The sequence below is a fragment of the Neotamlana sedimentorum genome (assembly GCF_000943565.1).
GTDB classification, from domain to species: Bacteria; Bacteroidota; Bacteroidia; order Flavobacteriales; family Flavobacteriaceae; genus Neotamlana; species Neotamlana sedimentorum.
The window spans coordinates 109,399-130,359 of record NZ_JTDW01000005.1 but is presented as its reverse complement, the minus strand read 5'-3'; the positions used below and the strand labels follow the sequence as shown (position 1 = coordinate 130,359).

Genomic DNA, 20,961 nt, shown 5'->3' with positions numbered 1-20,961 from the left:
ACAAAAACAATCATGGACATAAACAATTGGATACATTCAATTCCCGGAGGAATTCATGTATTATTCTCAATAATAGGACTAGCTACTGGAGCTTATATGCTTCTTGCTAAAAAGGGCACAAAAGTTCATAAAAGAATAGGCTATATTTTTTCAGTGGCACTTGTTAGTGTAAATATTTCAGCCTTATTTATTTATGATTTTAACGATGGAGATATAAGTATTTTTCATTATTTAATTCCAGTGTCTTTGTTTTTCTTGATATATGGTATGTATCCCATGATAACAAAATCAAAGAAGAAAAATAAGCTCGTAAAACATATAATCGGTATGAATGGAGCTGCAATTGGTTTATGGGCAGCTGGTGCTACAGAACTTTTTGTGCGTGAGTTATCGTCTGGATTAACTAAAAATGAATTGATATTATATTCTACAATAATATCAGTTCCCTTTGCTATTTTAATAACAATAAGTATTACATATAATATCAGGAAATATGTTTCTAATAATTCAAAACAAAATTAATATGACAATTGATATCATTGGAGCAGGAATAGGAGGTTTAACCACCGCCATAGCACTAGAAAAAAAAGGATTTAAAATAAGAATTTTTGAACAAGTTAACGAAATAAAACCTGTTGGAGCAGGTATTATTTTAGCAAGTAATGCTATGCGAGTGTATGAGAAATTAGGCTTAAAGAAGATAATTGAAGAAAGCGGAAACCCGGTATCTTCTATGAATATTACAAAAGCAAACCTAAATACTATTTCTAAAACCGACTTATCATATTTTGAGAATAAGTATAAAGTGAAGAGCATTGCAATTCACAGAGGAATATTGCAGCAAATTTTAGTGGATAAGCTAAAGACAAAAGAAATAAATCTAAATCACCAGCTGAATAAAATAGTCAAAAATGATAGTGGATATGCTCTAACTTTTGAAAATGGAAATACGCATCAATCTACAACCCTAATTGGAGCAGATGGATTAAATTCACTGGTAAGACAAAATATATTTCCAGACAATGAAATAAGAAATGCGAATCAGATTTGTTGGAGAGGTGTTACTAATTTTGATTTACCATCAGAATACAAAAATGAGCTAGTTGAAGCTTGGGAGAAATCGGGACGTTTTGGATTTGTACAAATAGCCCAGAATAAAGTGTATTGGTATGCTTTAAAATCTTTCCAAACCAATAAAAACGAATTTTCAGTAGATCACATTGAAGCATACTTTAATGATTACGATCCAATCATTAAAAACATGATTAAATCAACTAAAAGAGATGAAATATTTACAGCCGAAATTTCAGATTTAAAACCAACTAATATATGGCATAAAGAAAATTTGTGTTTAATAGGAGATGCTGCTCACGCAACAACCCCTAATTTGGGCCAAGGGGCTTGTCAAGCCATAGAAGATGCTTTAATGCTTTCGGAATATTTAAATAAATATGAAGCGAACAGAGCTTTTGAAAAATTTCAAAAATTAAGATTACCAAGGGTGCACAGGGTTGTTAAATCAAGTTGGATGATTGGAAAAATGGCTCACTTATCAAATCCAATATTAATCGCAATTCGTAATCAAATAATGAGATTAACACCATCTTCAGTCAATAGAAACAACCTGAACAGAATTTTAGAATAACATGTAATAATGTTTCAACTTTGAAATTAACAATTGATTAGAGGCTTCTTTCTATTTTTTCTGCGAGAGAACTATCTTATTTAACAAAAACGTTTCATTCCAGATGAAGCGTTTTTGTTTAGATTATTAATATACGCATCTAAAATTATTTTTAAAATAAAAAAAGTTGAAAAAGTTAGTCCAAAACTTAAATACGGAAATCAATATAATAGAATCAGAAATTGATGACATACTTCTCAAAGCAGAAAAAGGGGTGAAAATAACAAAAAGGCACCTTGAGAGTTTGAGAGAAAGCATAGTAGCAAATAATTTCAAATCAAAAGCTTTAGAAATCGAGTTTTTTAAAATTACCAAACCCCAATTATACTGCAAATTAATTTATTATGTTAACCTATTTAATATAGAAAGCAAGCGACCTAGAGGTAGTCATAAATCTCAAATTAAATACTTCAATAAGAATATAATAAGCTTCAAACCTATTTTAACGATAATTTAGAGTTCTACCATTATTATAGAACTGGAGCAACATTTTTGGACGAACAATATTTTTTAAGAGGCAAAGCAAATATTCGCTTACACCCTGAAACATTTCACTTTTTTACAGATCCTCAATTTTCTACTAGTCATGATACTACCGTGGCCACCATACTTGCTTATGATATGCTTATAGTTCACCTAAAAACTGAAATAGACAAACTAACTAATAGCAATAACATGAAAACAAATAGCAATGCATTTCAAAAACAATCCAAACTATTTTGCACAGGCAACAAAATAGATTTAATCGAGCTCATTTATGCACTCGATAGTACGTACGGGTGTTATAAATAGCGGGACAGCTGATATTAAAGAAGAGGCATCAATGTGTGAACAAGTTTTTAATATAGATTTGGGTAATTATTATCACACGTTTATAGAAATCAGGTCACGAAAAATAAACAACACAAAATTTTTAGATAAGCTCAAGGAGTCCCTAATAGATCGCATGGAAGAATCAGACGAATAAATACCCATCTACACCCAAGTTGGGTAGTATCTATTGTCATAATTTTTAGTTCATATTGGGGTGTGCAAATATATTTTAAAGTAGCAATTCAAACCAATGTAAATCATTAAAAATGAGGGTGTAAAAATGCCCGCCTTGGTGCTAACTATGGAATAATATTCAACAAACCATCACATATTTGCCAAACGAAATGTTTCTGGCTTTTTTTATTTCTAAACTATTTTTCAGTTGAATTTAAATTCTAATAACATAAATAATTGACTGAGATTTTAATATGATTTATTGAACTTGAAACAATAATCCAAAGTTTTTAGTAAACAAATGCCGGTTGTTCATTTAAATTAATGGGGAAGCTTGTTTTTAAAAACACCGTACAAATAAGTTCCTAAAAGCGCAAAAGCAATTACAACCAAAATATTAAAAAATCCAGCGCCCAAAAGCACATACATTGGGCCAGGACAAGCTCCAGCAAGCGCCCAACCTAAGCCAAAAATTGTGCCTCCAATAAAATAGCGATAAAAGCTTTTTTCTTTAGCAGGAATTACGATAGCTTCTTTATAAAATGATTTTAAATTTTTTCGCTTTATAATTTGAATAAAAATAATGCCTAAAAATAATGCAGAACCAATGATGCCATACATATGAAACGCTTGAAATTTAAACATTTCATAAATACGAAACCATGACGCGGCTTCAGACTTAAACAAAGTGATTCCTATTAAAATACCAATTGATAAATATGTTAAATACTTTTTCATGCTTAAAAAATTAAAGGAAATATTAAATGAATCATTAATAAACCACCAACAAAAAAGCCAATTACAGCAATTAAAGAAGGTAATTGTAAGTTGCTTAATCCGGTAATGGCATGCCCAGAAGTACAGCCACCAGCATAACGTGTGCCAAAACCAATTAAAACACCACCAATGGCTAAAATAACTAAGGTTTTTAAGTTGCTTAGTTGCGATACATCGAATAACTCGGTTGGCAAATAAGCTTTTCCTGCACTATTGAAACCTAAAGCATTTAAATCTGAAATGGTTTCGGCTGAAATAGCTACACTTAAATTATTTGAAAGTAAGTTGGCAGCAATAAATCCACCAATTATAGTGCCTAAAAAAACAGTTAAATTCCATTTTTGGGCTTTCCAGTCGAACGCAAAGAATTTAACTTTTTTGCCAGCTCCTAAAATAGAACACATGGTTCTTAAGTTACTAGACATGCCAAAAGTTTTTCCGGCAAGTAAAAGTAAAAACATGCCCAAGGCAATTAACGGGCCAGAAACATACCATGGCCAGGGTTGTAAAATAAAATTCATAGGATATAAAATTATGCTGCAAATTAATATAATTTGCCGTGATTTGTTGGTAACAATTGTTACATGATACTTACTAAAGATCTAAAACCTTTATAATTTTAAAAGATTTAAATAAATGAAATAAGCCCGGTAGAATTAAAGAGCCACCAATAATTAAAGCAATTCCTAAACTATTAATTACTTTTTCTGAAGCAACATTATCTAATAGTCCGATCTCGGAAGTAGAAGTAATTATTATATGTGGAAAATGCGCAATTAACGCAGCTGTTAAAATTAAAATTACTTGTGCACCAGCTAAACCACGACTTGTAACTTTATGTCCTTTTTTAATACTTCGTAATAGCGGATAAATTAAAATCCCAGATAATAAAATTAAATAGTTAGAATAGCGGTTTTCAATAAAATCGGTTACAAAAATAATGTCGTTTAAATAGCCATAAGTTAATGTGAAAAATCCTGATAAAATTACCAAAACAGTGGCTACAATAGATTTTTTTAAGTAAATATTGATGTCTTCTTTTTTAGCTTCACCAATTAATAATATAGCCGATAAAAAAGCACATAAAGCCATAAAAAAGAAACCAACTAATAATGAAAAGATATTAAACCAAGGTGCAATAAAAACGTCGTAAAAGCTATAGGCAGCATAATCGTTTGTAATAATTAGTTTTCCTGAAACCATTGCACCAAAGGTTAAACCAATAAATATAGGCGTAACCAAGCTAGAAATTCTAAACATCCAATCGTATAGTTTATGAAGTCTACCTTTATAAGCATCATAATGTCTAAATACAAATGCAACGCCACGGAGTGTAATACCCATTAAAACTAAAGTTAGTGGTATGTGTAAATATACGGTGAGTACGTTGTAAAAATCGGGAAAAGCAATCCATAAAATTACAATTACAATGATAATCCAGATATGATTTGCTTCCCAAATAGGCCCCATAACACGATACACGGTTCCTTTGGTAATAATTCTACTTTCTTTTGAAGAAAATAGTTCTACAATACCTGCTCCAAAATCGGCTCCAGCCAAAATAACATAAAGTAATAAAGAGAATAACAGAAAAAATAATACAACGTAAAGCATAATTATATTTTTGAAGCGTTTAAAAATTGAATTTGGCGACGCATTAACCAGGTAACCGCAATGGTAAGTATCGTGTAAAGAACGACGTAAGTATAAAAACTAAAAATCATTCCGGGCATTGGTGTTACCGCATCTTTAGTTCGCATTATGTTATGAATAATCCATGGTTGTCGGCCAACTTCGGTAACTATCCAACCGGCTTCTAAGGCTATAAAACCTAATGGCGCCAATATTGTAAATGCCAACCAAAATTTATTTAATTCCCACCATTTTTTCTTTTTTAAACTTACAAAAAACAAGATTCCTGCAAACATGAGTAAGGTACCAATACCAACCATAACTTGAAAAGCATAATGAACAATGGCAATATTTGGATGGTCTTCTTTCGGGAATTCGTTTAATCCTTTTACTTCAGCATCAAAATCGCCAAATGCTAAAAAAGATAGAGCTTTAGGAATTTCAATTTTATAAGATACCTCTTGGTTTTCTTCATCAACAATACCACCAATAAATAAAGGCGCACCTTTTTCGGTTTCGAAGTGAGCTTCCATGGCAGCCAGTTTTACAGGTTGTCTTTCTGCAATATCTTTAGCCGATAAATCACCACTTATAGGTTGTAAAATAGCGGCAACTGCAGCAAACGTAATGGCTATTTTAAAAGCTTTTTTATGTAACTCGATTTGTTTTTTTCTATAAATTTGATAAGCATGAATACCGGCTACAGCAAAACCAACGGCTGTAAAAGCAGCAAGCGTCATGTGTAAAGCTTGCGTAAACCAAGCGTCGTTTAAAAAAGCTTTTATTGGGTCGATGTTTGTAAATTTCCCATCGATATAATCAAAACCAGAAGGCGCATTCATCCAGCCATTAGCTGCAACCACCAAAATACCAGAAGCGACTCCAGAAACACCAATAATTACGCCGGTAAACCAATGGAATTTTTCGGGTAATTTATTCCACCCGTAAAGATAAAAACCAAGTGCGATAGCTTCAATAAAAAAGGCGGCACCTTCTAAGGAAAATGGCATGCCAATTATGGGGCCAGCATGTTTCATAAACTCTGGCCAGAGTAAACCTAATTCAAAAGATAAAGCAGTTCCAGAAACAGCACCAGTTACAAAAAATATTGCAACACCTCGTTGCCACGATTTGGTGAGTGTTAAGTAAATAGGATCTTTAGTGTTTAACCATTTTTTGTGAGCAACAATCATAAAAAAAGGCATTACCATACCAACGCAAGCAAAAATAATATGGAAAATTAATGTAAAAGCCATTTGCAATCGTGCTGCATCTAAATTATCCATTTTTTAGTGTGTTTTTTGGTGTTTTACAAAGATACGGATTGTGGATTTTTAGGCATAAAAAAACAGCCAAAATAATTGATGATTTTCAGCTGTTTTTTTAGTTTTAATTCAGGTGTTTTTATTGGTAATTGTCCGTTTATTTTATCCAGTTTAAATAACCGCCTTTTAAATCGTAAATTTCTTTAAATCCAAGGCTGTCTAATTTTTTAGCAGCTCTATTGCTTCGTTTTCCAGAGCGGCAATACAAGTATACGGGTTCGTTTTTATTTAGTTTAGAAAACTTTTCTATAAAGCTTGAGTATTTTAAAACATCAATGTTTTTTGCGTTTTTTATATGGCCTGCGTTAAATTCGGTGGCCGTTCTAACATCAACTAATTGTACTGTTTTGGCATTAATTGAATCACTAAAAACTGCTTTTTCTACAACTTTAACTGTTTTAGGTTGTTGTGCAGAGCCAAATAAAAAAGATAGAATAGACATGGCAAATAAAATATATTTCATTTTAATTATAGAGTAGACGGACAAACATAATCGGTTACGTTTATTTTTGCTTCTTTAATGGCTTTAAAACCACCTTTTACATCGATTAAATTATGAATGCCTCTACTTTTTAAAATTGAAGCAGCGATAACACTTCGGTAACCACCGGCACAATGCACATAAAACGTTTTGTTTTCTGGAAATTCTGATAGATAATTGTTTAAATAATCTAATGGCGTGTGTGTGGCATCAATAACATGTTCCGATTTGTATTCGCCATCTTTTCTAACATCAAAAATAGAAACGTCTTCATCACTATTTATTGCTTTTTTAAGAATGGTAGCATCAACAGAACTAATGGTATCGTAATCTTTTGAAGCATTTTTCCAGTTTTCGAATCCGCCGTCAAGAAATCCTATAACTTGATCGAACCCAACACGCGATAAACGTGTAATGGTTTCTTCTTCGCGTCCTTCTGGAGTTACCAATAAAATAGGTTGTTTTACATCGGCAATTAACGCGCCCACCCAAGGTGCAAATCCGCCGTCTAAACCTATAAAAATGGAACGTGGAATATGTCCTAGTACAAAATCATTTTGATGGCGAACATCTAAAACAACAGCATCGGTTTCGTTAGCTGCAGCTTCAAAATCATCTGGCGATAAAGCTTGAGCACTTCGTTTTAAAACATCGTTAAAATCGTCGTAACCTTCTTTATTCATTTTTACGTTTAGTGGAAAATATTGAGGCGGAGGCAATAAACCATCGGTAACTTCTTTTATAAATTCGTCTTTCGACATATCTTCCCGAAGGGCGTAGTTTGTTTTTTTCTGATTTCCAAGTGTGTCAACCGTGTTTTTACTTAAGTTTTTTCCGCAGGCAGAACCAGCACCATGAGCAGGATAAACAATAACATCGTCGCCCAAAGGCATAATTTTATTTCGAAGACTATCGAACAAATATCCAGCCAAGTCTTTTTCTGTAATTTCTCCTATTTTTTGAGCCAAATCTGGTCGGCCAACATCGCCTAAAAACAGCGTATCTCCACTAAAAATGGCGTGGTCTTTTCCGTTTTCATCTTTAAGAAGATAAACAGAGCTTTCCATAGTATGCCCAGGTGTATGAAGTACCGTTATGGTAATATTTCCTAATTTAAATTCTTGATTATCTTTAGCTATAATAGCATCGAAACTTGGTTCGGCTAAAGGACCGTAAATAATTGGAGCTCCAGTTTCTTTTGATAAAGTAACGTGGCCACTAACAAAATCGGCATGAAAATGAGTTTCAAAAATATATTTAATGGTAGCGTTATTTGCTTTTGCTCTGTCTAAATAAGGTTGTACCTCTCGTAGCGGATCTATAATAGCAACTTCGCCATTGCTTTCTATATAATAAGCGCCTTGAGCTAAACAACCAGTGTATATTTGTTCTATTTTCATAGTATTAAATTTTATGATGCTAAATTACTAATAGTGTTTTGTTTTTATGGTAACAAAGGTTACTTATTGGTTTTTTTAAATATGAGGTGTTAAAAATTCCATGTAAAAAATAAAGAAAGCCATGACAAAAATAAAGTAGCCGAAGCCTTTTTTTAGCTTGGAACCATCAACGAAATTACTTAAAAAGCTTCCTAAAAATATGCCAATAAAGGATAATAAGGTAAAAAGTAATAAAAAATCCCAATTAATATCCATAGTTAATGCGTCGCCAAGAAAAAATCCCATAAGTGATTTAAATGCGATTATTATTAATGATGTTGCTACGGCCACCTTCATTTCTACATTAGCTAAAATTACTAAGGCTGGTATAATTAAAAAACCACCTCCAGCGCCAATTAAACCTGTAATGCCACCAACCAATAAGCCTTCAATTAAAATTAAAGGATAATTGTATTTTACTTTTCCTGTAACGGTTTTAGTTTTTGTATTTTTTAACATTGAAAACGCTGCGGGAATCATTAAAATAGCAAATAAACCAAACATAGCCATGCGACGAGTAAATTTATAATTGCCGAAAGTAAATATAACATCGGGTAACGCAGGAACTACATAATGCCTAACAACAGAAACTCCAATTATAGCAGGAATTCCAAAAACGAGAGCGGTTCGCCAATCTACATAACCTTTAAAATGTTGTTTTATACCGCCAAGTAAGGCGCTTGCACCCACAATAAATAACGAGTATGCTGTGGCTACTTTTTCGTTAATTGAAAAAAGATAAGCTAGAACTGGTACAGCTAAAATAGAACCACCACCACCAATTAATCCGAGTGATATGCCAATTATAAATGCGCCTGCGTAACCAAATAGGTTTAAAACATCCATGTTTTGTTTTTTTAGCAAATGTATACTTGGTGATTTGCCTGTGCAGTAACATTGGTTACATAACTATGGAAAGTTGGAAAGTTGGAAGTTAGAAGTATGAAGTAAGTAGCTTGAAGATAATGGTGGTTTAAGATATTGCTTTATTCTGTTTATAGGAACGGGCTTATTTTAAAAGTGTAATATAATTGCGGTGCAGTTTAATTTCACCTAAGTTTTCAAGTTTTTTAAGTAATCTGGAAATTACAACTCTCGATGTATGTAATTCGTAAGCTATTTCTTGGTGGGTGTTTCTAATAAATCCATCTTCCGAAACACGCGCTTTTTCAATAAGATATTTAAGTAAGCGCTCGTCCATTTTTAAAAATGCAATGCTATCTATTGTATCTAACATTTCATTTAAGCGGTTATGGTAACTTTCGAAAACAAAATTACGCCAACTTTTATATTTAGCCGACCATTCTTCCATTTTTTGAATAGGAATCATAATAAGTTTAGCATCGGTTTCGGCAATGGCCTTAATTTCACTTTTAGTTTGGCCTAAGCAGCAAGTAAGTGTCATGGCGCAGGTGTCGCCTTTTTCTAAGAAATAGAGTAGGAGTTCGTCGCCATCGTTATCTTCGCGTAAAATTTTAATAGCTCCAGAAATTAATAGCGGCATGGCTTTTACGTATTCGCCAATGCTTATCATTTTAAAACCTTCTGGAACTTCTTTAAAAGTGCCCACTTGGTTTATTTCGTTTAAAAGATTGTTTTCAAAAAGGTGGCCGTAATTATCTTTTAATTCTTGTATCATAAGGCTAAATTGTGAGCATAAAATTAAGCCTTTCAATTTTTAATTTGTGTAACAAGGGTTACATTAATTTTATTTACAATAAAAAAGGCTGTTTAAAAAGCCACATTTTTGGTAACCTGAACTCGTTTCAGGTTCTAATGTGTTTTGAAAATCATTGTTTGAGATTCTGAAATAAATTCAGAATGACAGATTTCACTTTTTAAACAGCCTCTTATTGGAGCGTAAAACGCTTATTCTTTAGTTTCAATAATAATTACACCGTTTTTACCTTTTTCGCCGTATTCTTTAATGGCAGTTGCATCTTTTAAAACATTTACAGATTTAATCTCATCTGGATTCAAATCTATAAGTTTTTCGCTGTCAATTTCTTTACCATCAACAATAACTAGTAAGTCTTTGGGCAAACCATTAAACCCACTATTTCGTTTAATGATTTTAATGTTTTTGTTGCTTGTTTTTGTATCGGTTTCATCTTTTGTGAAAATTTCTATTATGGCTTTAGAAAAACCATGGTTCTTTAAAACGTTTTCATCTTTAATAACATTTATAGATTTTATTTTAGAAGGCTGTAAAGCTTCCGTATCTTCTTTTTTTACTTTAACACCATCAATTATATAAATTATAGAATCTTGCTGGCTTGTTGCAAAAACGGTTTTAGTGCCATCTTCTTTTATTTTAATAACTTTTACCTTGGCATTTTGGTTACTTTTTACATTTACAGAATCACCAGTTGAGCTTATAAAAATAGATTCTGTTTTAGCGTTGGCACCGACGATATTAATAGATGCGTCCTCTGGGTTGTAACTTATTTTAATAGGCATAATGGCTTCATCAGCGTTTATATTATAATTTGCCTTAGAGGTTTTAGATTTAGCATCAATTTTTATGGCAGTTATTTCGCCGTTAGCATTTCGTTTTAAGCCTTTAAATTTAATGGTAACACCTTGTGCTTCTAGTGTGTTTATTATTTTGTTTAAATCGGCTTCAGTGCTGTTTTTAAGTAAAATTGCTTCAAAATGTTCGGTGAAACTAGTTGTAAATTCTGGTTTAGTTTCAGAAGTAATTTCTTTTTCAACATACACAGTTCTAGTATTAAAGCTCATTAAAAACAGAGCAATTAACGGCAATACAGCCAAACATTTAATGCGATTCATGTTGTTTGATTTTGATTTGTGTAACATAACGATTCGTTTTTTGATTAATGAATTATAAAAAGCATTACTTAAAGCCAATTGATAAGTTGGCAAACTTTGTTTAAGTAATGTGTATTGATATTGTTTTTTGCAAGACACCGCTTTAAAGGCCGAATAATCTGCTAAAAACTCTAAGTTTTGTTTTAAGTCTTTTTGATATAACCATATAAACGGATTAAACCATAGAATAACACAAGCCAATTGAGCCAAAATAACATCGAGCGAATGTTTTTGTTTAGCGTGTATTTTTTCGTGAGTTATAATTTGTTTTAATTCGGTATTGGTAAATTGTTCTGGGTTGTAAACAATCCAGTTAAAAAAGGAAAACGGAGACGTTGCAGTGTCGCTTTCAATAAAAACATAGTTACCTACTTTTATTTTATTCGGACTCTTAATTATTTTATATATAGCTGCAAATTGCATTAAAAACCTAACTAAAAATATGGTTGCACCGGTAATATACAAGTAAGGTAAAGTATCAATAAAACTAAAGGTTTTGGTAGTTGCAGTAGTTTCGGAGTTAAAAATAAAATTACTTAAACCCATAGGTGTGTAAGTAACATACTCGGTTATAACATACAAAGGCACTAAAAACGAAACTCCTAAACCAAAAAGCAAAAACCATCTATTTTGCTTAAAAAAGGTGTCCTTTTGCAGCAAAAGTTTATAAATAAGGTAAAATATGCCAACAATGGCGCTAACTTTTAGTAAATATGCCATGTTATTTCTCGTTTTCTATTAATGCAATAATTTCCTTAAGGTCGTCAATACTTATTTTTTCTTCTTTGGCAAAAAACGATACCATGTTTTTATAAGAATTATTAAAGTAGTTATTTATGGCGGTATTCATAAACTTTTGTCTGTAAGCCGCTTTTGTAACAATCGGGTAGTACTGGTGCGTTTTCCCGTAGGCGTTATAAGCAACAAAACCTTTGTCTTCCAGCTTTCTAATTATGGTCGATAAGGTGTTGTAATGCGGTTTTTCACTTTTAATTTCTGCCATTACATCTTTAACAAAAGCCTTTTCAAGCTTCCATAAAATATGCATTACTTCTTCTTCTTTATTTGTTAATTTTTCCATTATTATAGTTTTTGGGCGTTCGGGCGGGCTTTACGCTATATCTTTTTTCTTGTGCCTCAAAAAAAGGATGCCGCTTCAATCCCTAACGCAATTCAAATATATAACTATTTTTGTAGTTATAAAACTATATAAATAGTTATTTAACTAAATTTTAAGTTAACTAATATTATTTGGTGCTATAAAAAAACTTTTAGCAAATTAGATTCAACTTTAATTATCTTCGCAAAAAAATATTTTTTATGAGTTTACTTTTGGTAATATTAGGTTTTGTGCTTTTGGTAATTGGAGGCGAGTTTTTAGTGCGTTCGTCTGTGGCATTATCATTTAAATTTAATATATCTAAAATGGTAATTGGGATGACGGTTGTAAGTTTTGCAACTTCTGCGCCAGAGTTATTAGTAAGTTTACAAGCGGCCATGTCTGGTTCTCCAGCAATAGCTATAAATAATGTAGTAGGCTCGAACATTGCTAATATTGGTTTGGTATTAGGTGTAACGGCTATGGTAGGTGCCATTGCAGTAGATAAATCGTTTTACAAATTAAATTGGCCAGCAATGATGCTGTTTTCTATTGTTCTATATTACTTCTTGAAAAACGACAATTTGCTTTCGGCTATAGAAGGCGGAATTTTATTTGCAGGTTTAGTTGTGTTTTTAATTATTTTAATAAAAAATGCAAAACAAGAAGCTATACCAGAAGAGGTAGATGATAAGCTTTCAAACACATCAAATTTTAAAATTGTAATTTGGTTATTAATTGGTGCAGCGGCATTATATTTTGGAAGTGAATGGTTGGTAGAGGGTTCTAAAACTATTGCACGTTCTATTGGAGTTAGCGAAGCCGTTATTGGTGTATCATTAATAGCAATTGGTACAAGCGTTCCGGAATTAGCAGCTTCTGTTATTGCTGCTGCAAAGCAAGAAAAAGCCATTTCTTTAGGTAATTTAATAGGTTCTAATATTTTTAATATTGCTTCTGTATTAGGTTTAACATCAATAGTAAAGCCTATTCCTGTTACCGAAGCTCAAATTTTAAGTAGCGATTTCTTCTGGATGTTAGGGTTTGCAGCCGTTTTAATTCCGTTAGTATTTTTGCCTAAAAGACTTCAAATAAGCCGAGTAAAAGGTTTTGTTTTGGTTTTAGCTTACGGTGTTTTTATGTTCTTAGTATTTACTAAAGATAAGTTTTAATACCAGCTGTAGTAATTTTTACTGTTACTACAAAGTTATAGAATAATAGTATTAACATGTTTTTGTCCTAATCTATTAGTTCATACAATTATAATTAATGTAAAATAATTAATAAGTGTTCGGGTTTTATTTAAAAACAAGTAAGTATTATAAAAATTCATTATAAAATAAAAAGCGCTTAACATTTTACAATGTTAAGCGCTTTTTTTATGAATAAACAGATTTATTAAATCTTAGCAGATTTTACAGTTTTAATAATTACCGCAGCAATTTTGTATGGGTCACCGTTAGATGCAGGACGTCTGTCTTCTAACCATCCTTTGTAACCTTTTTCAACAGTAATTAAAGGAATACGAATTGATGCACCTCTATCAGAAACTCCATAAGAGAAATCAGTAATAGCAGCAGTTTCGTGCTCACCAGTTAAACGTTGGTCGTTAAACTCTCCGTAAACAGCAATATGCTCGTCTACAACAGGTCTAAACGCTTCACAAATTTTCTCGTAAGTTTCTTTAGAACCACAAGTTCTTAAAGTTGAGTTAGAGAAGTTAGCGTGCATACCAGAACCATTCCAGTCCATATCTTTACCTAGAGGTTTTGGGTGATACTCGATGTAATAACCATATTTTTCAGTTAAACGTTGTAATAAGTATCTTGAAATCCAAATTTCGTCACCAGCTTTTTTAGCACCTTTAGCGAATAATTGATATTCCCATTGTCCGCAAGCAACCTCTTGGTTAATACCTTCAAAGTTTAATCCAGCAGCAATACATAAATCAGCATGCTCTTCTACTAAATGTCTTCCGTGAGTGTTTTTTCCACCTACAGAACAATAATACATACCTTGTGGAGCAGGATAACCACCAACAGGGAAACCTAGCGGTAAACCAGTTTCTGTATCCATAATGAAGTATTCTTGCTCGAAACCAAACCAGAAATCATCATCTTCATCGTCAATAGTAGCTCTACCATTAGATTCGTGTGGCGTACCATCAGCATTCATAACTTCAGTCATTACTAAATAACCATCTTTTCTATCTGGATCTGGGTAAATAGCTACAGGAACTAATAAACAATCAGAAGATCCACCTTCTGCCTGTTTTGTTGATGAACCATCAAAAGACCAGTTTCCTATTTCTTCTAAAGTTCCTTTGAAATCTTCATGCTCTTCTACTTTTGTCTTACTTCTCAAGTTTTGAGTTGGAAAATACCCATCTAACCAAAGGTATTCCAGTTTAATTTTTGCCATAATGTATGTTTAATTATTAAATCAAGTTAGTTATATGTCAACAAATATAAATTTTTATGTGAAGACTCTAAATTTAATAGGGGTCTTTTAGCTAAGGTTCAATATATTTTTATTTAAACCCTATTTTTTTGAGGGATATATTAAAAAAACTTAATTTATTTTTATTAATACTGAAAAAGTGATAATAAGAATTTTTAAATTTTAAATCATTTTTAGTTTTTCGTGTGTATTTTTGCTAAAAACATATAAAATAATGTCTATACTTCGATTTCATGCTTTAAAAAAGACTTTAGCGAACAAACCTATAATGTTTGATGGCAATGTTCGTCGTTCGGAAATTTTTGCAAGTAATGTGTTTAATGAAAATACAATGCTTAAATACCTTACTAAAGATGCTATGCAAGGTGTATTAAATGCTATACAGCGTGGTAAAAAAATTGAACGTAATGTGGCTGATCAAGTAGCGGTTTCCATGCGTGATTGGGCTTTAGCTAAGGGAGTTACTCATTATTCACATTGGTTTCAACCACTAACAGGAAGTACAGCCGAAAAGCATGATGCTTTTTTCGATTTAACAGAAAAAGGATTAGGAATAGAGAAATTTGATGGTAGTTCTTTAGTGCAACAGGAACCAGATGCTTCGAGTTTTCCAAGTGGGGGTATTCGAAATACTTTTGAGGCTCGTGGTTATACGGCTTGGGATCCAACTTCGCCAGCATTTATTTATGGAACAACACTTTGTATTCCAACGATATTTGTGGCTTATACTGGAGAAGCTTTAGATTATAAAACACCGTTATTAAAAGCCTTACACGCTGTTGATGAAGCAGCTACTGATGTTTGTAAATATTTCGATAAAAATGTTAAGAAAGTTACATCTTCTTTAGGGTGGGAGCAAGAGTATTTTTTAGTAGATAAAGAATTAATTGCTAGTAGGCCAGATATTTTGCTTACAGGAAGGACTTTAATAGGGCATTCTTCGGCTAAAGGGCAACAACTAGACGACCATTATTTTGGCGCTATTCCAACACGTGCTTTTAATTTTATGAAGGATTTAGAGCACGAGTGTATTTTATTAGGAATTCCAGTAAAAACCCGTCATAACGAAGTTGCACCAAACCAATTTGAATTAGCCCCAATTTATGAAGAAGCTAATTTAGCTGTAGATCATAATGCACTCGTTATGGATATTATGGGAAGAGTGGCTAAACGCCATAATTTCAAGGTGCTTTTACACGAAAAGCCTTTCGCGGGTATAAATGGCTCTGGTAAGCATAATAATTGGTCGTTGTCAACAGATACTGGTATTAATTTATTGTCGCCAGGAAAAACACCTATGAGTAATCTACAATTTTTAACTTTTTTTATAAACACTATTAAGGCTGTTAAAGATTATGAGGAATTATTGCGAGCTTCAATAGCGTCTGCTAGTAACGATCATCGCCTAGGAGCCAATGAAGCTCCACCGGCAATTATGTCGGTGTTTATTGGAGAACAATTATCTAAAGTTTTATTTGATTTAGAGGGTGTTACAAAAGGAAAATTATCCCCTCAAGAAAAAACTGAATTAAAACTTAATGTGGTTGGTAAAATTCCTGATGTTTTACTCGATAATACAGATAGAAACCGAACATCTCCATTTGCTTTTACAGGAAACAAGTTTGAGTTTAGAGCCGTTGGTTCTTTATCTAATTGCGGGAATCCAATAACGGTTTTAAACACGATAGTAGCCAAACAACTAAAAGATTTTAAAATTGAAGTCGATAAATTAATAGAGAAAAAAGATTTAAAAAAGGATGAAGCTATCTTTAATGTACTTCGCGAATATATAAAAGAAACCAAAGCTATTTTATTTGAAGGCAATGGTTACGGAAAAGCCTGGGAAGACGAAGCAAAAAAACGAGGTTTAAGTAATAACCGTACAACACCAGAAGCACTTAAAGCAAAAATAACAAATAAAAGCATAGCACTTTTTGAAGAAATGGGAGTAATGAGTAAGGTTGAAACTGAAGCTCGCTACGAAATAGAAATGGAAGCTTACGTTACTCATATTCAAATTGAGAGTATCGTTTTAGGCGATATGGCAAGAAATCAAATTGTACCAACGGCGGTAAAATATCAAAACACTTTAATTGATAACGTACAAGGGTTAAAGGCAATTTTTGAAAATGATTTCGAGAAATTGGCTAAAGAGCAAATAAAATTAATTAAAGAAATATCAAAACATATTGAAGGTATAAACGATAATGTAACAAAAATGATAAGAGCAAGAGAAGCTGCCAGTAGTAATGAAAACGTTCAAGAAAAGGCCATTGCTTATTGTTTTAAAGTAATACCTTTTTTCGAAAAAATTCGTACGCATTGCGATAGTTTGGAATTATTAGTAGATAACGAAATTTGGCCACTTGCCAAATACAGCGAATTATTATTTACAAGATAAAATTAAATCCCGTAATAAAAATGCGGGATTTTTTAATGCAAAAAAGTAAATTTGCAACTCAATACAACATTATGAGTCAAGAAGTTTCTAAACGATACGCACAGCGAGGCGTTTCAGCATCAAAAGAAGATGTGCACAATGCCATAAAAAATATAGACAAAGGTTTATTTCCTAAGGCATTTTGTAAAATAGTTCCAGATTATTTAACCAATGATAATGACTACTGTTTAATAATGCATGCCGATGGTGCTGGAACAAAATCATCTCTAGCTTATATGTATTGGAAAGAAACTGGAGATGTTTCGGTATGGAAAGGTATTGCACAAGACGCTTTAATAATGAATATTGATGATTTATTATGTGTTGGTGCTACAGATAATATTATGTTATCTTCAACTATAGGTAGGAATAAAAATTTAATTCCTGGTGAAGTAATTTCTGCAATAATTAACGGCACAGAAGAATTAATATCGGAATTAAAAAAGTTTGATGTTACCATTCATTCTACAGGTGGTGAAACTGCCGATGTAGGTGATTTAGTGCGAACCATTATTGTAGATTCTACAGTAACAGCCAGAATGAAGCGAAGCGATGTTATTAACAATGCAAACATAAAACCTGGAGATGTTATTGTTGGTTTAGAAAGTTTTGGGCAAGCCTCTTACGAAACGGAATATAATGGGGGAATGGGAAGTAATGGGCTAACATCTGCAAGACACGATGTATTTAATAAATATTTAGCCGAAAAATATCCTGAAAGTTTTGATGCGTCTGTACCAGAAGATTTAGTGTATTCTGGTCAAGTTAAATTAACTGATGAGGTTGAAGATTCTCCAATTAATGCGGGTAAATTAGTGCTATCACCAACACGTACTTATGCACCAATAATTAAAGCTATATTGGCAAAATATAATAGTGAAACTATACATGGTATGGTGCATTGTTCCGGTGGCGCGCAAACAAAAATTCTTCATTTTATTGAAGAAAATCATATTGTAAAAGACAATATGTTTCCAATTCCGCCTTTGTTTAAGTTAATACAAAAACAAAGTAATACTAACTGGAAAGAAATGTACCAAGTATTTAACTGCGGGCACAGAATGGAACTTTATGTTTCTCCAGATGTAGCTACAGATATTATAGAAATATCAAAATCGTTTAATGTTAATGCTCAGGTAATTGGACGAGTAGAAGCATCAAAAGAAAAAAAGCTTACAATAAAAAGTGAGTTTGGAGAGTTTACTTATTAAATTTTGTTTCAATTTTAATTTTTTGGAATGATTATTGATAAGTTATGTAACTTGAAGATTAACTAAATAAAACCAAATGAAGTATTTTATTTTCATATCTGCTTTTTTAGTAGTAAGTATATCATCCTATGCGCAGCCTAGTTTTTTATTTAAAAAAGATAAAGATAAAGAGGAAAAATACACAGGTCCACAATGGGATCAAACAAATAAAGCGTCGGTTTATTTAAGTCAGGTTTCTTTTGTTAACTGGAATGCTGGTGGGACAAATTCTATTTCGGGTTTGTTTGCTTTCGAAACTAAAGCAAATTACACTGATAAATATTTTAGTTGGAGCAATAATGCTCTTGTTCGATTAGGTATAAACAAACAACAGTCTAAAGATTTACAAAAATCTGACGATTTAGTCGAAATAAATTCAAATTTAGGATATCAACCAGATGTGACTTCAAATTGGTTTTATTCGGCTAGAATGAGTTTTAAAAGTCAGATGTTTAATGGTTATTCTTACCCTAATAAAGATAATCCTATTTCTAGATTGTTAGCTCCAGGTTATTTGTTTTTTGGTGGTGGTATGGAATATGGTAAGCATATTGATAAATTATCGCTTTATTTTTCTCCTGTAACTTTAAAAGCAACATTTGTTTTAGATGAAGATTTATCTAATGCTGGTGCGTTTGGAGTTGATCCAGGAGTATATGATGATAACGGAAATCTGTTAATTCCAGGAGAGCGCGTAAGAAAAGAAATTGGTGTTTTGGTTACCAATACCTATGAAACAGAGGTAGCAACAAACATAAATATTAAAAATCAACTTAGTTTATACTCTGATTATGTAAATAATTTTGGCAATATAGATATTGATTGGAGTGTTGATTTCGATTTTAAAGTTAATAGTTTCATAAAAGCAACTTTAGGTTCTCATATCCGATACGATGACGATGTTAAAACAACTGTGCCATCAACTGAGGTAGAGGGTGAATTTGATGAGGCCGGAGCTAAAGTGCAATGGAAACAATTTTTAGGAATTGGTGTTGCCGTAGATTTTTAGTAGTTCTCGCATATTACATATTGGTGTAAATTTTTCTTAACTTTTCTTTTCTGTTTTTTTTTTAGATAGAGTTTTAAATAAATCCTTTAATTAGTGTAATAAAACTACATGTTATAAAGCTATCTATAAGAAATATACATGAGAAAAATTTAAAATTTGTGAGACCTCTTATTTTATAAAAGTTTAAGTGTTTTCTTAAGTTTATATCGCTTAACATTATCCATAATAAAAAGGTTAAAAACAGCTTTGTAACCAATGCCAATAGAATAACAGGGTTTATAATTGTAATGACTATAGTTATTAAAAAAGACCAAGGGGCTATTGGCTTGTAATAATTTAGTATGGAAGTAATTTGCCGTATCATAATTTATTAAACGTTTTAGCAATTAAAATTATTTTGCACTTCAATTAAATCCATAAAAAGTTGTACTTTTGATTTCCAATTTTTTGAAGATAGATGTTAGAGAAGTTACAGATAGTAAAACAACGATTTGATGAGGTTAGCGATTTAATAATTCAACCAGATATTATATCAGATCAAAAGCGTTATGTAGAGTTAAACAGAGAATACAAAGACTTACGTATTCTAATGGATAAACGCGAAGAATATATTGAATTAACTAATAATTTAGCTGAAGCTGAAGAAATTATAGCAGACGGAAGTGATGCAGAAATGGTAGAAATGGCCAAAATGCAATATGATGAAGCTAAAGAAGGTATACCTAAATTAGAAGAAGAAATTCGAGTACTTTTAATACCTAAAGATCCAGAAGACTCAAAAAATGCAGTAGTAGAATTACGCGCAGGAACAGGAGGAGACGAGGCAAGTATTTTTGCAGGCGATTTATTTAGAATGTATAATAAATATTGCGAAAATAAAGGTTGGCGTGTAGATGTTGTAGATTTTAGTGAAGGTACAAACGGAGGCTTTAAAGAAATACAGTTCGAAGTATCTGGTGAAGATGTTTATGGTACATTAAAGTTTGAAGCCGGTGTGCACCGTGTGCAGCGTGTACCACAAACCGAAACACAAGGTCGTGTACATACAAGTGCAGCAACTTGTATGGTGTTTCCAGAAGCAGAAGAGTTTGATGTAGAAATAGACCCTAAGGATGTAAGAATAGATTATTTCTGTTCATCTGGCCCTGGTGGGCAATCGGTAAATACAACCTATTCGGCAGTACGTTTAACGCACGAACCTACAGGTTTAGTAGCGCAATGTCAAGACCAAAAATCGCAGCATAAAAACAAAGAGAAAGCATTTAAGGTGTTACGTTCTAGATTATACGATTTAGAGCTTGCTAAAAAAATGGAAGAAGATGCTGCTAAACGTGGTAGTATGGTTACATCTGGAGATCGTAGTGCTAAAATTAGAACATACAACTACCCACAGGGTCGTGTTACCGATCACAGAATAGGTTTAACACTCTACGATTTACAAAACATTGTAAACGGAGACATTCAAAAAATAATAGATGAATTAATGCTTGCAGAAAACACAGAAAAATTAAAAGCAAGCGACGAAACCATTTAAATATATTCCCGC

Annotated in this window: 19 protein-coding genes and 1 pseudogene; 9 read left to right on the top strand and 11 right to left on the bottom strand. The window is 32.3% G+C overall.

Features of this window, described 5'->3' with window-relative positions:
• Nucleotides 1-12 precede the first annotated feature (12 nt).
• The 4 genes and pseudogenes from PW52_RS07750 (at nt 13) to PW52_RS17690 (ending at nt 2,651) form a co-directional block, all read left to right on the top strand.
• The gene (locus PW52_RS07750) at nt 13-522 is read left to right on the top strand and encodes a DUF2306 domain-containing protein (RefSeq protein WP_044632370.1); all 510 of its coding nucleotides are present in this window, start codon (nt 13-15) and stop codon (nt 520-522) included.
• Nucleotide 523: 1 nt separating this feature from the next.
• Nucleotides 524-1,645, top strand: a complete 1,122-nt coding sequence (locus tag PW52_RS07745; RefSeq protein WP_044632697.1) for an FAD-dependent monooxygenase — start codon at nt 524-526, stop codon at nt 1,643-1,645.
• A 253-nt stretch (nt 1,646-1,898) separates the two neighbouring features.
• A pseudogene (locus tag PW52_RS17830) lies at nt 1,899-2,476 on the top strand (RteC domain-containing protein).
• Nucleotides 2,442-2,651, top strand: coding sequence for an RteC domain-containing protein (locus PW52_RS17690; protein WP_052823423.1), 210 nt, complete (start codon nt 2,442-2,444; stop codon nt 2,649-2,651). Before PW52_RS17830 ends, PW52_RS17690 begins: the two are co-directional and overlap by 35 nt.
• A 341-nt stretch (nt 2,652-2,992) precedes the next feature.
• Here PW52_RS17690 and PW52_RS07735 read toward each other — a convergent pair whose 3' ends face one another.
• The 10 genes from PW52_RS07735 to PW52_RS07690 form a co-directional block, all read right to left on the bottom strand.
• Nucleotides 2,993-3,409 (bottom strand): DUF6691 family protein, encoded by a 417-nt coding sequence (locus PW52_RS07735; protein WP_044632369.1) that lies wholly within the window; start codon nt 3,407-3,409, stop codon nt 2,993-2,995.
• 2 nt (nt 3,410-3,411) lie between these two features.
• Nucleotides 3,412-3,969 (bottom strand): YeeE/YedE family protein, encoded by a 558-nt coding sequence (locus PW52_RS07730; RefSeq protein WP_044632368.1) that lies wholly within the window; start codon nt 3,967-3,969, stop codon nt 3,412-3,414.
• Between the two features lie 73 nt (nt 3,970-4,042).
• On the bottom strand, nt 4,043-5,062 hold the full coding sequence (locus tag PW52_RS07725) for a cytochrome d ubiquinol oxidase subunit II (RefSeq protein WP_044632367.1): 1,020 nt from the start codon (nt 5,060-5,062) through the stop codon (nt 4,043-4,045).
• A 2-nt stretch (nt 5,063-5,064) separates the two neighbouring features.
• A complete protein-coding gene (locus PW52_RS07720; RefSeq protein WP_044632366.1) occupies nt 5,065-6,366 on the bottom strand; it encodes a cytochrome ubiquinol oxidase subunit I in 1,302 nt (433 codons plus the stop codon).
• 136 nt (nt 6,367-6,502) lie between these two features.
• On the bottom strand, nt 6,503-6,868 hold the full coding sequence (locus PW52_RS07715; protein WP_240475164.1) for a rhodanese-like domain-containing protein: 366 nt from the start codon (nt 6,866-6,868) through the stop codon (nt 6,503-6,505).
• A 5-nt stretch (nt 6,869-6,873) separates the two neighbouring features.
• Complete coding sequence (locus PW52_RS07710; RefSeq protein WP_044632365.1) at nt 6,874-8,286, bottom strand: MBL fold metallo-hydrolase; 1,413 nt, start codon at nt 8,284-8,286, stop codon at nt 6,874-6,876.
• 75 nt (nt 8,287-8,361) lie between these two features.
• The gene (locus tag PW52_RS07705; protein ID WP_044632364.1) at nt 8,362-9,171 is read right to left on the bottom strand and encodes a sulfite exporter TauE/SafE family protein; all 810 of its coding nucleotides are present in this window, start codon (nt 9,169-9,171) and stop codon (nt 8,362-8,364) included.
• Between the two features lie 163 nt (nt 9,172-9,334).
• Nucleotides 9,335-9,964: a Crp/Fnr family transcriptional regulator gene (locus PW52_RS07700; RefSeq protein WP_044632363.1), complete on the bottom strand. Its 630-nt coding sequence runs from the start codon at nt 9,962-9,964 to the stop codon at nt 9,335-9,337.
• Between the two features lie 230 nt (nt 9,965-10,194).
• The gene (locus tag PW52_RS07695; protein ID WP_044632362.1) at nt 10,195-11,877 is read right to left on the bottom strand and encodes a M56 family metallopeptidase; all 1,683 of its coding nucleotides are present in this window, start codon (nt 11,875-11,877) and stop codon (nt 10,195-10,197) included.
• Nucleotide 11,878: 1 nt separating this feature from the next.
• Nucleotides 11,879-12,238, bottom strand: coding sequence for a BlaI/MecI/CopY family transcriptional regulator (locus tag PW52_RS07690; protein ID WP_044632361.1), 360 nt, complete (start codon nt 12,236-12,238; stop codon nt 11,879-11,881).
• A 239-nt stretch (nt 12,239-12,477) separates the two neighbouring features.
• On the opposite strand from PW52_RS07690, the gene PW52_RS07685 reads away from it, so the two are divergent.
• Nucleotides 12,478-13,428 carry a calcium/sodium antiporter gene (locus PW52_RS07685; protein ID WP_044632360.1) on the top strand — a complete coding sequence of 317 codons (951 nt, stop codon included), beginning with the start codon at nt 12,478-12,480 and terminating at the stop codon, nt 13,426-13,428.
• 226 nt (nt 13,429-13,654) lie between these two features.
• On the opposite strand, the gene PW52_RS07680 is transcribed toward PW52_RS07685, so the two are convergent.
• Complete coding sequence (locus PW52_RS07680; protein ID WP_044632359.1) at nt 13,655-14,677, bottom strand: glutamine synthetase beta-grasp domain-containing protein; 1,023 nt, start codon at nt 14,675-14,677, stop codon at nt 13,655-13,657.
• A gap of 253 nt (nt 14,678-14,930) precedes the next feature.
• Between PW52_RS07680 and PW52_RS07675 the strand changes: the two genes are divergently transcribed.
• The 4 genes from PW52_RS07675 to prfA all read left to right on the top strand — a co-directional run bounded on the left by PW52_RS07675 (nt 14,931) and on the right by prfA (nt 20,949).
• On the top strand, nt 14,931-17,117 hold the full coding sequence (locus tag PW52_RS07675) for a glutamine synthetase III family protein (protein WP_044632358.1): 2,187 nt from the start codon (nt 14,931-14,933) through the stop codon (nt 17,115-17,117).
• A 71-nt stretch (nt 17,118-17,188) separates the two neighbouring features.
• Nucleotides 17,189-18,367, top strand: coding sequence for an AIR synthase related protein (locus PW52_RS07670; RefSeq protein WP_044632695.1), 1,179 nt, complete (start codon nt 17,189-17,191; stop codon nt 18,365-18,367).
• A 76-nt stretch (nt 18,368-18,443) separates the two neighbouring features.
• Nucleotides 18,444-19,415, top strand: a complete 972-nt coding sequence (locus PW52_RS07665; RefSeq protein ID WP_044632357.1) for a DUF3078 domain-containing protein — start codon at nt 18,444-18,446, stop codon at nt 19,413-19,415.
• 457 nt (nt 19,416-19,872) lie between these two features.
• Nucleotides 19,873-20,949 (top strand): peptide chain release factor 1, encoded by a 1,077-nt coding sequence (prfA, locus tag PW52_RS07660; protein WP_044632356.1) that lies wholly within the window; start codon nt 19,873-19,875, stop codon nt 20,947-20,949.
• Nucleotides 20,950-20,961: the final 12 nt, after the last annotated feature.

Bases quoted from the DNA above. Each gene is read 5' to 3' on its own strand.
- PW52_RS07735 (WP_044632369.1), bottom strand. From the start codon at position 3,409: ATGAAAAAGTATTTAACATATTTATCAATTGGTATTTTAATAGGAATC.
- PW52_RS07715 (WP_240475164.1), bottom strand. From the start codon at position 6,868: ATGAAATATATTTTATTTGCCATGTCTATTCTATCTTTTTTATTTGGC.
- PW52_RS07665 (WP_044632357.1), top strand. From the start codon at position 18,444: ATGAAGTATTTTATTTTCATATCTGCTTTTTTAGTAGTAAGTATATCA.
- PW52_RS07730 (WP_044632368.1), bottom strand. From the start codon at position 3,969: ATGAATTTTATTTTACAACCCTGGCCATGGTATGTTTCTGGCCCGTTA.
- PW52_RS07705 (WP_044632364.1), bottom strand. From the start codon at position 9,171: ATGGATGTTTTAAACCTATTTGGTTACGCAGGCGCATTTATAATTGGC.
- PW52_RS07720 (WP_044632366.1), bottom strand. From the start codon at position 6,366: ATGGATAATTTAGATGCAGCACGATTGCAAATGGCTTTTACATTAATT.
- PW52_RS07675 (WP_044632358.1), top strand. From the start codon at position 14,931: ATGTCTATACTTCGATTTCATGCTTTAAAAAAGACTTTAGCGAACAAA.
- PW52_RS07710 (WP_044632365.1), bottom strand. From the start codon at position 8,286: ATGAAAATAGAACAAATATACACTGGTTGTTTAGCTCAAGGCGCTTAT.
- PW52_RS07680 (WP_044632359.1), bottom strand. From the start codon at position 14,677: ATGGCAAAAATTAAACTGGAATACCTTTGGTTAGATGGGTATTTTCCA.
- PW52_RS07725 (WP_044632367.1), bottom strand. From the start codon at position 5,062: ATGCTTTACGTTGTATTATTTTTTCTGTTATTCTCTTTATTACTTTAT.
- PW52_RS17690 (WP_052823423.1), top strand. From the start codon at position 2,442: ATGCACTCGATAGTACGTACGGGTGTTATAAATAGCGGGACAGCTGAT.
- PW52_RS07685 (WP_044632360.1), top strand. From the start codon at position 12,478: ATGAGTTTACTTTTGGTAATATTAGGTTTTGTGCTTTTGGTAATTGGA.
- PW52_RS07690 (WP_044632361.1), bottom strand. From the start codon at position 12,238: ATGGAAAAATTAACAAATAAAGAAGAAGAAGTAATGCATATTTTATGG.
- PW52_RS07670 (WP_044632695.1), top strand. From the start codon at position 17,189: ATGAGTCAAGAAGTTTCTAAACGATACGCACAGCGAGGCGTTTCAGCA.
- PW52_RS07695 (WP_044632362.1), bottom strand. From the start codon at position 11,877: ATGGCATATTTACTAAAAGTTAGCGCCATTGTTGGCATATTTTACCTT.
- prfA (WP_044632356.1), top strand. From the start codon at position 19,873: ATGTTAGAGAAGTTACAGATAGTAAAACAACGATTTGATGAGGTTAGC.
- PW52_RS07700 (WP_044632363.1), bottom strand. From the start codon at position 9,964: ATGATACAAGAATTAAAAGATAATTACGGCCACCTTTTTGAAAACAAT.
- PW52_RS07745 (WP_044632697.1), top strand. From the start codon at position 524: ATGACAATTGATATCATTGGAGCAGGAATAGGAGGTTTAACCACCGCC.
- PW52_RS07750 (WP_044632370.1), top strand. From the start codon at position 13: ATGGACATAAACAATTGGATACATTCAATTCCCGGAGGAATTCATGTA.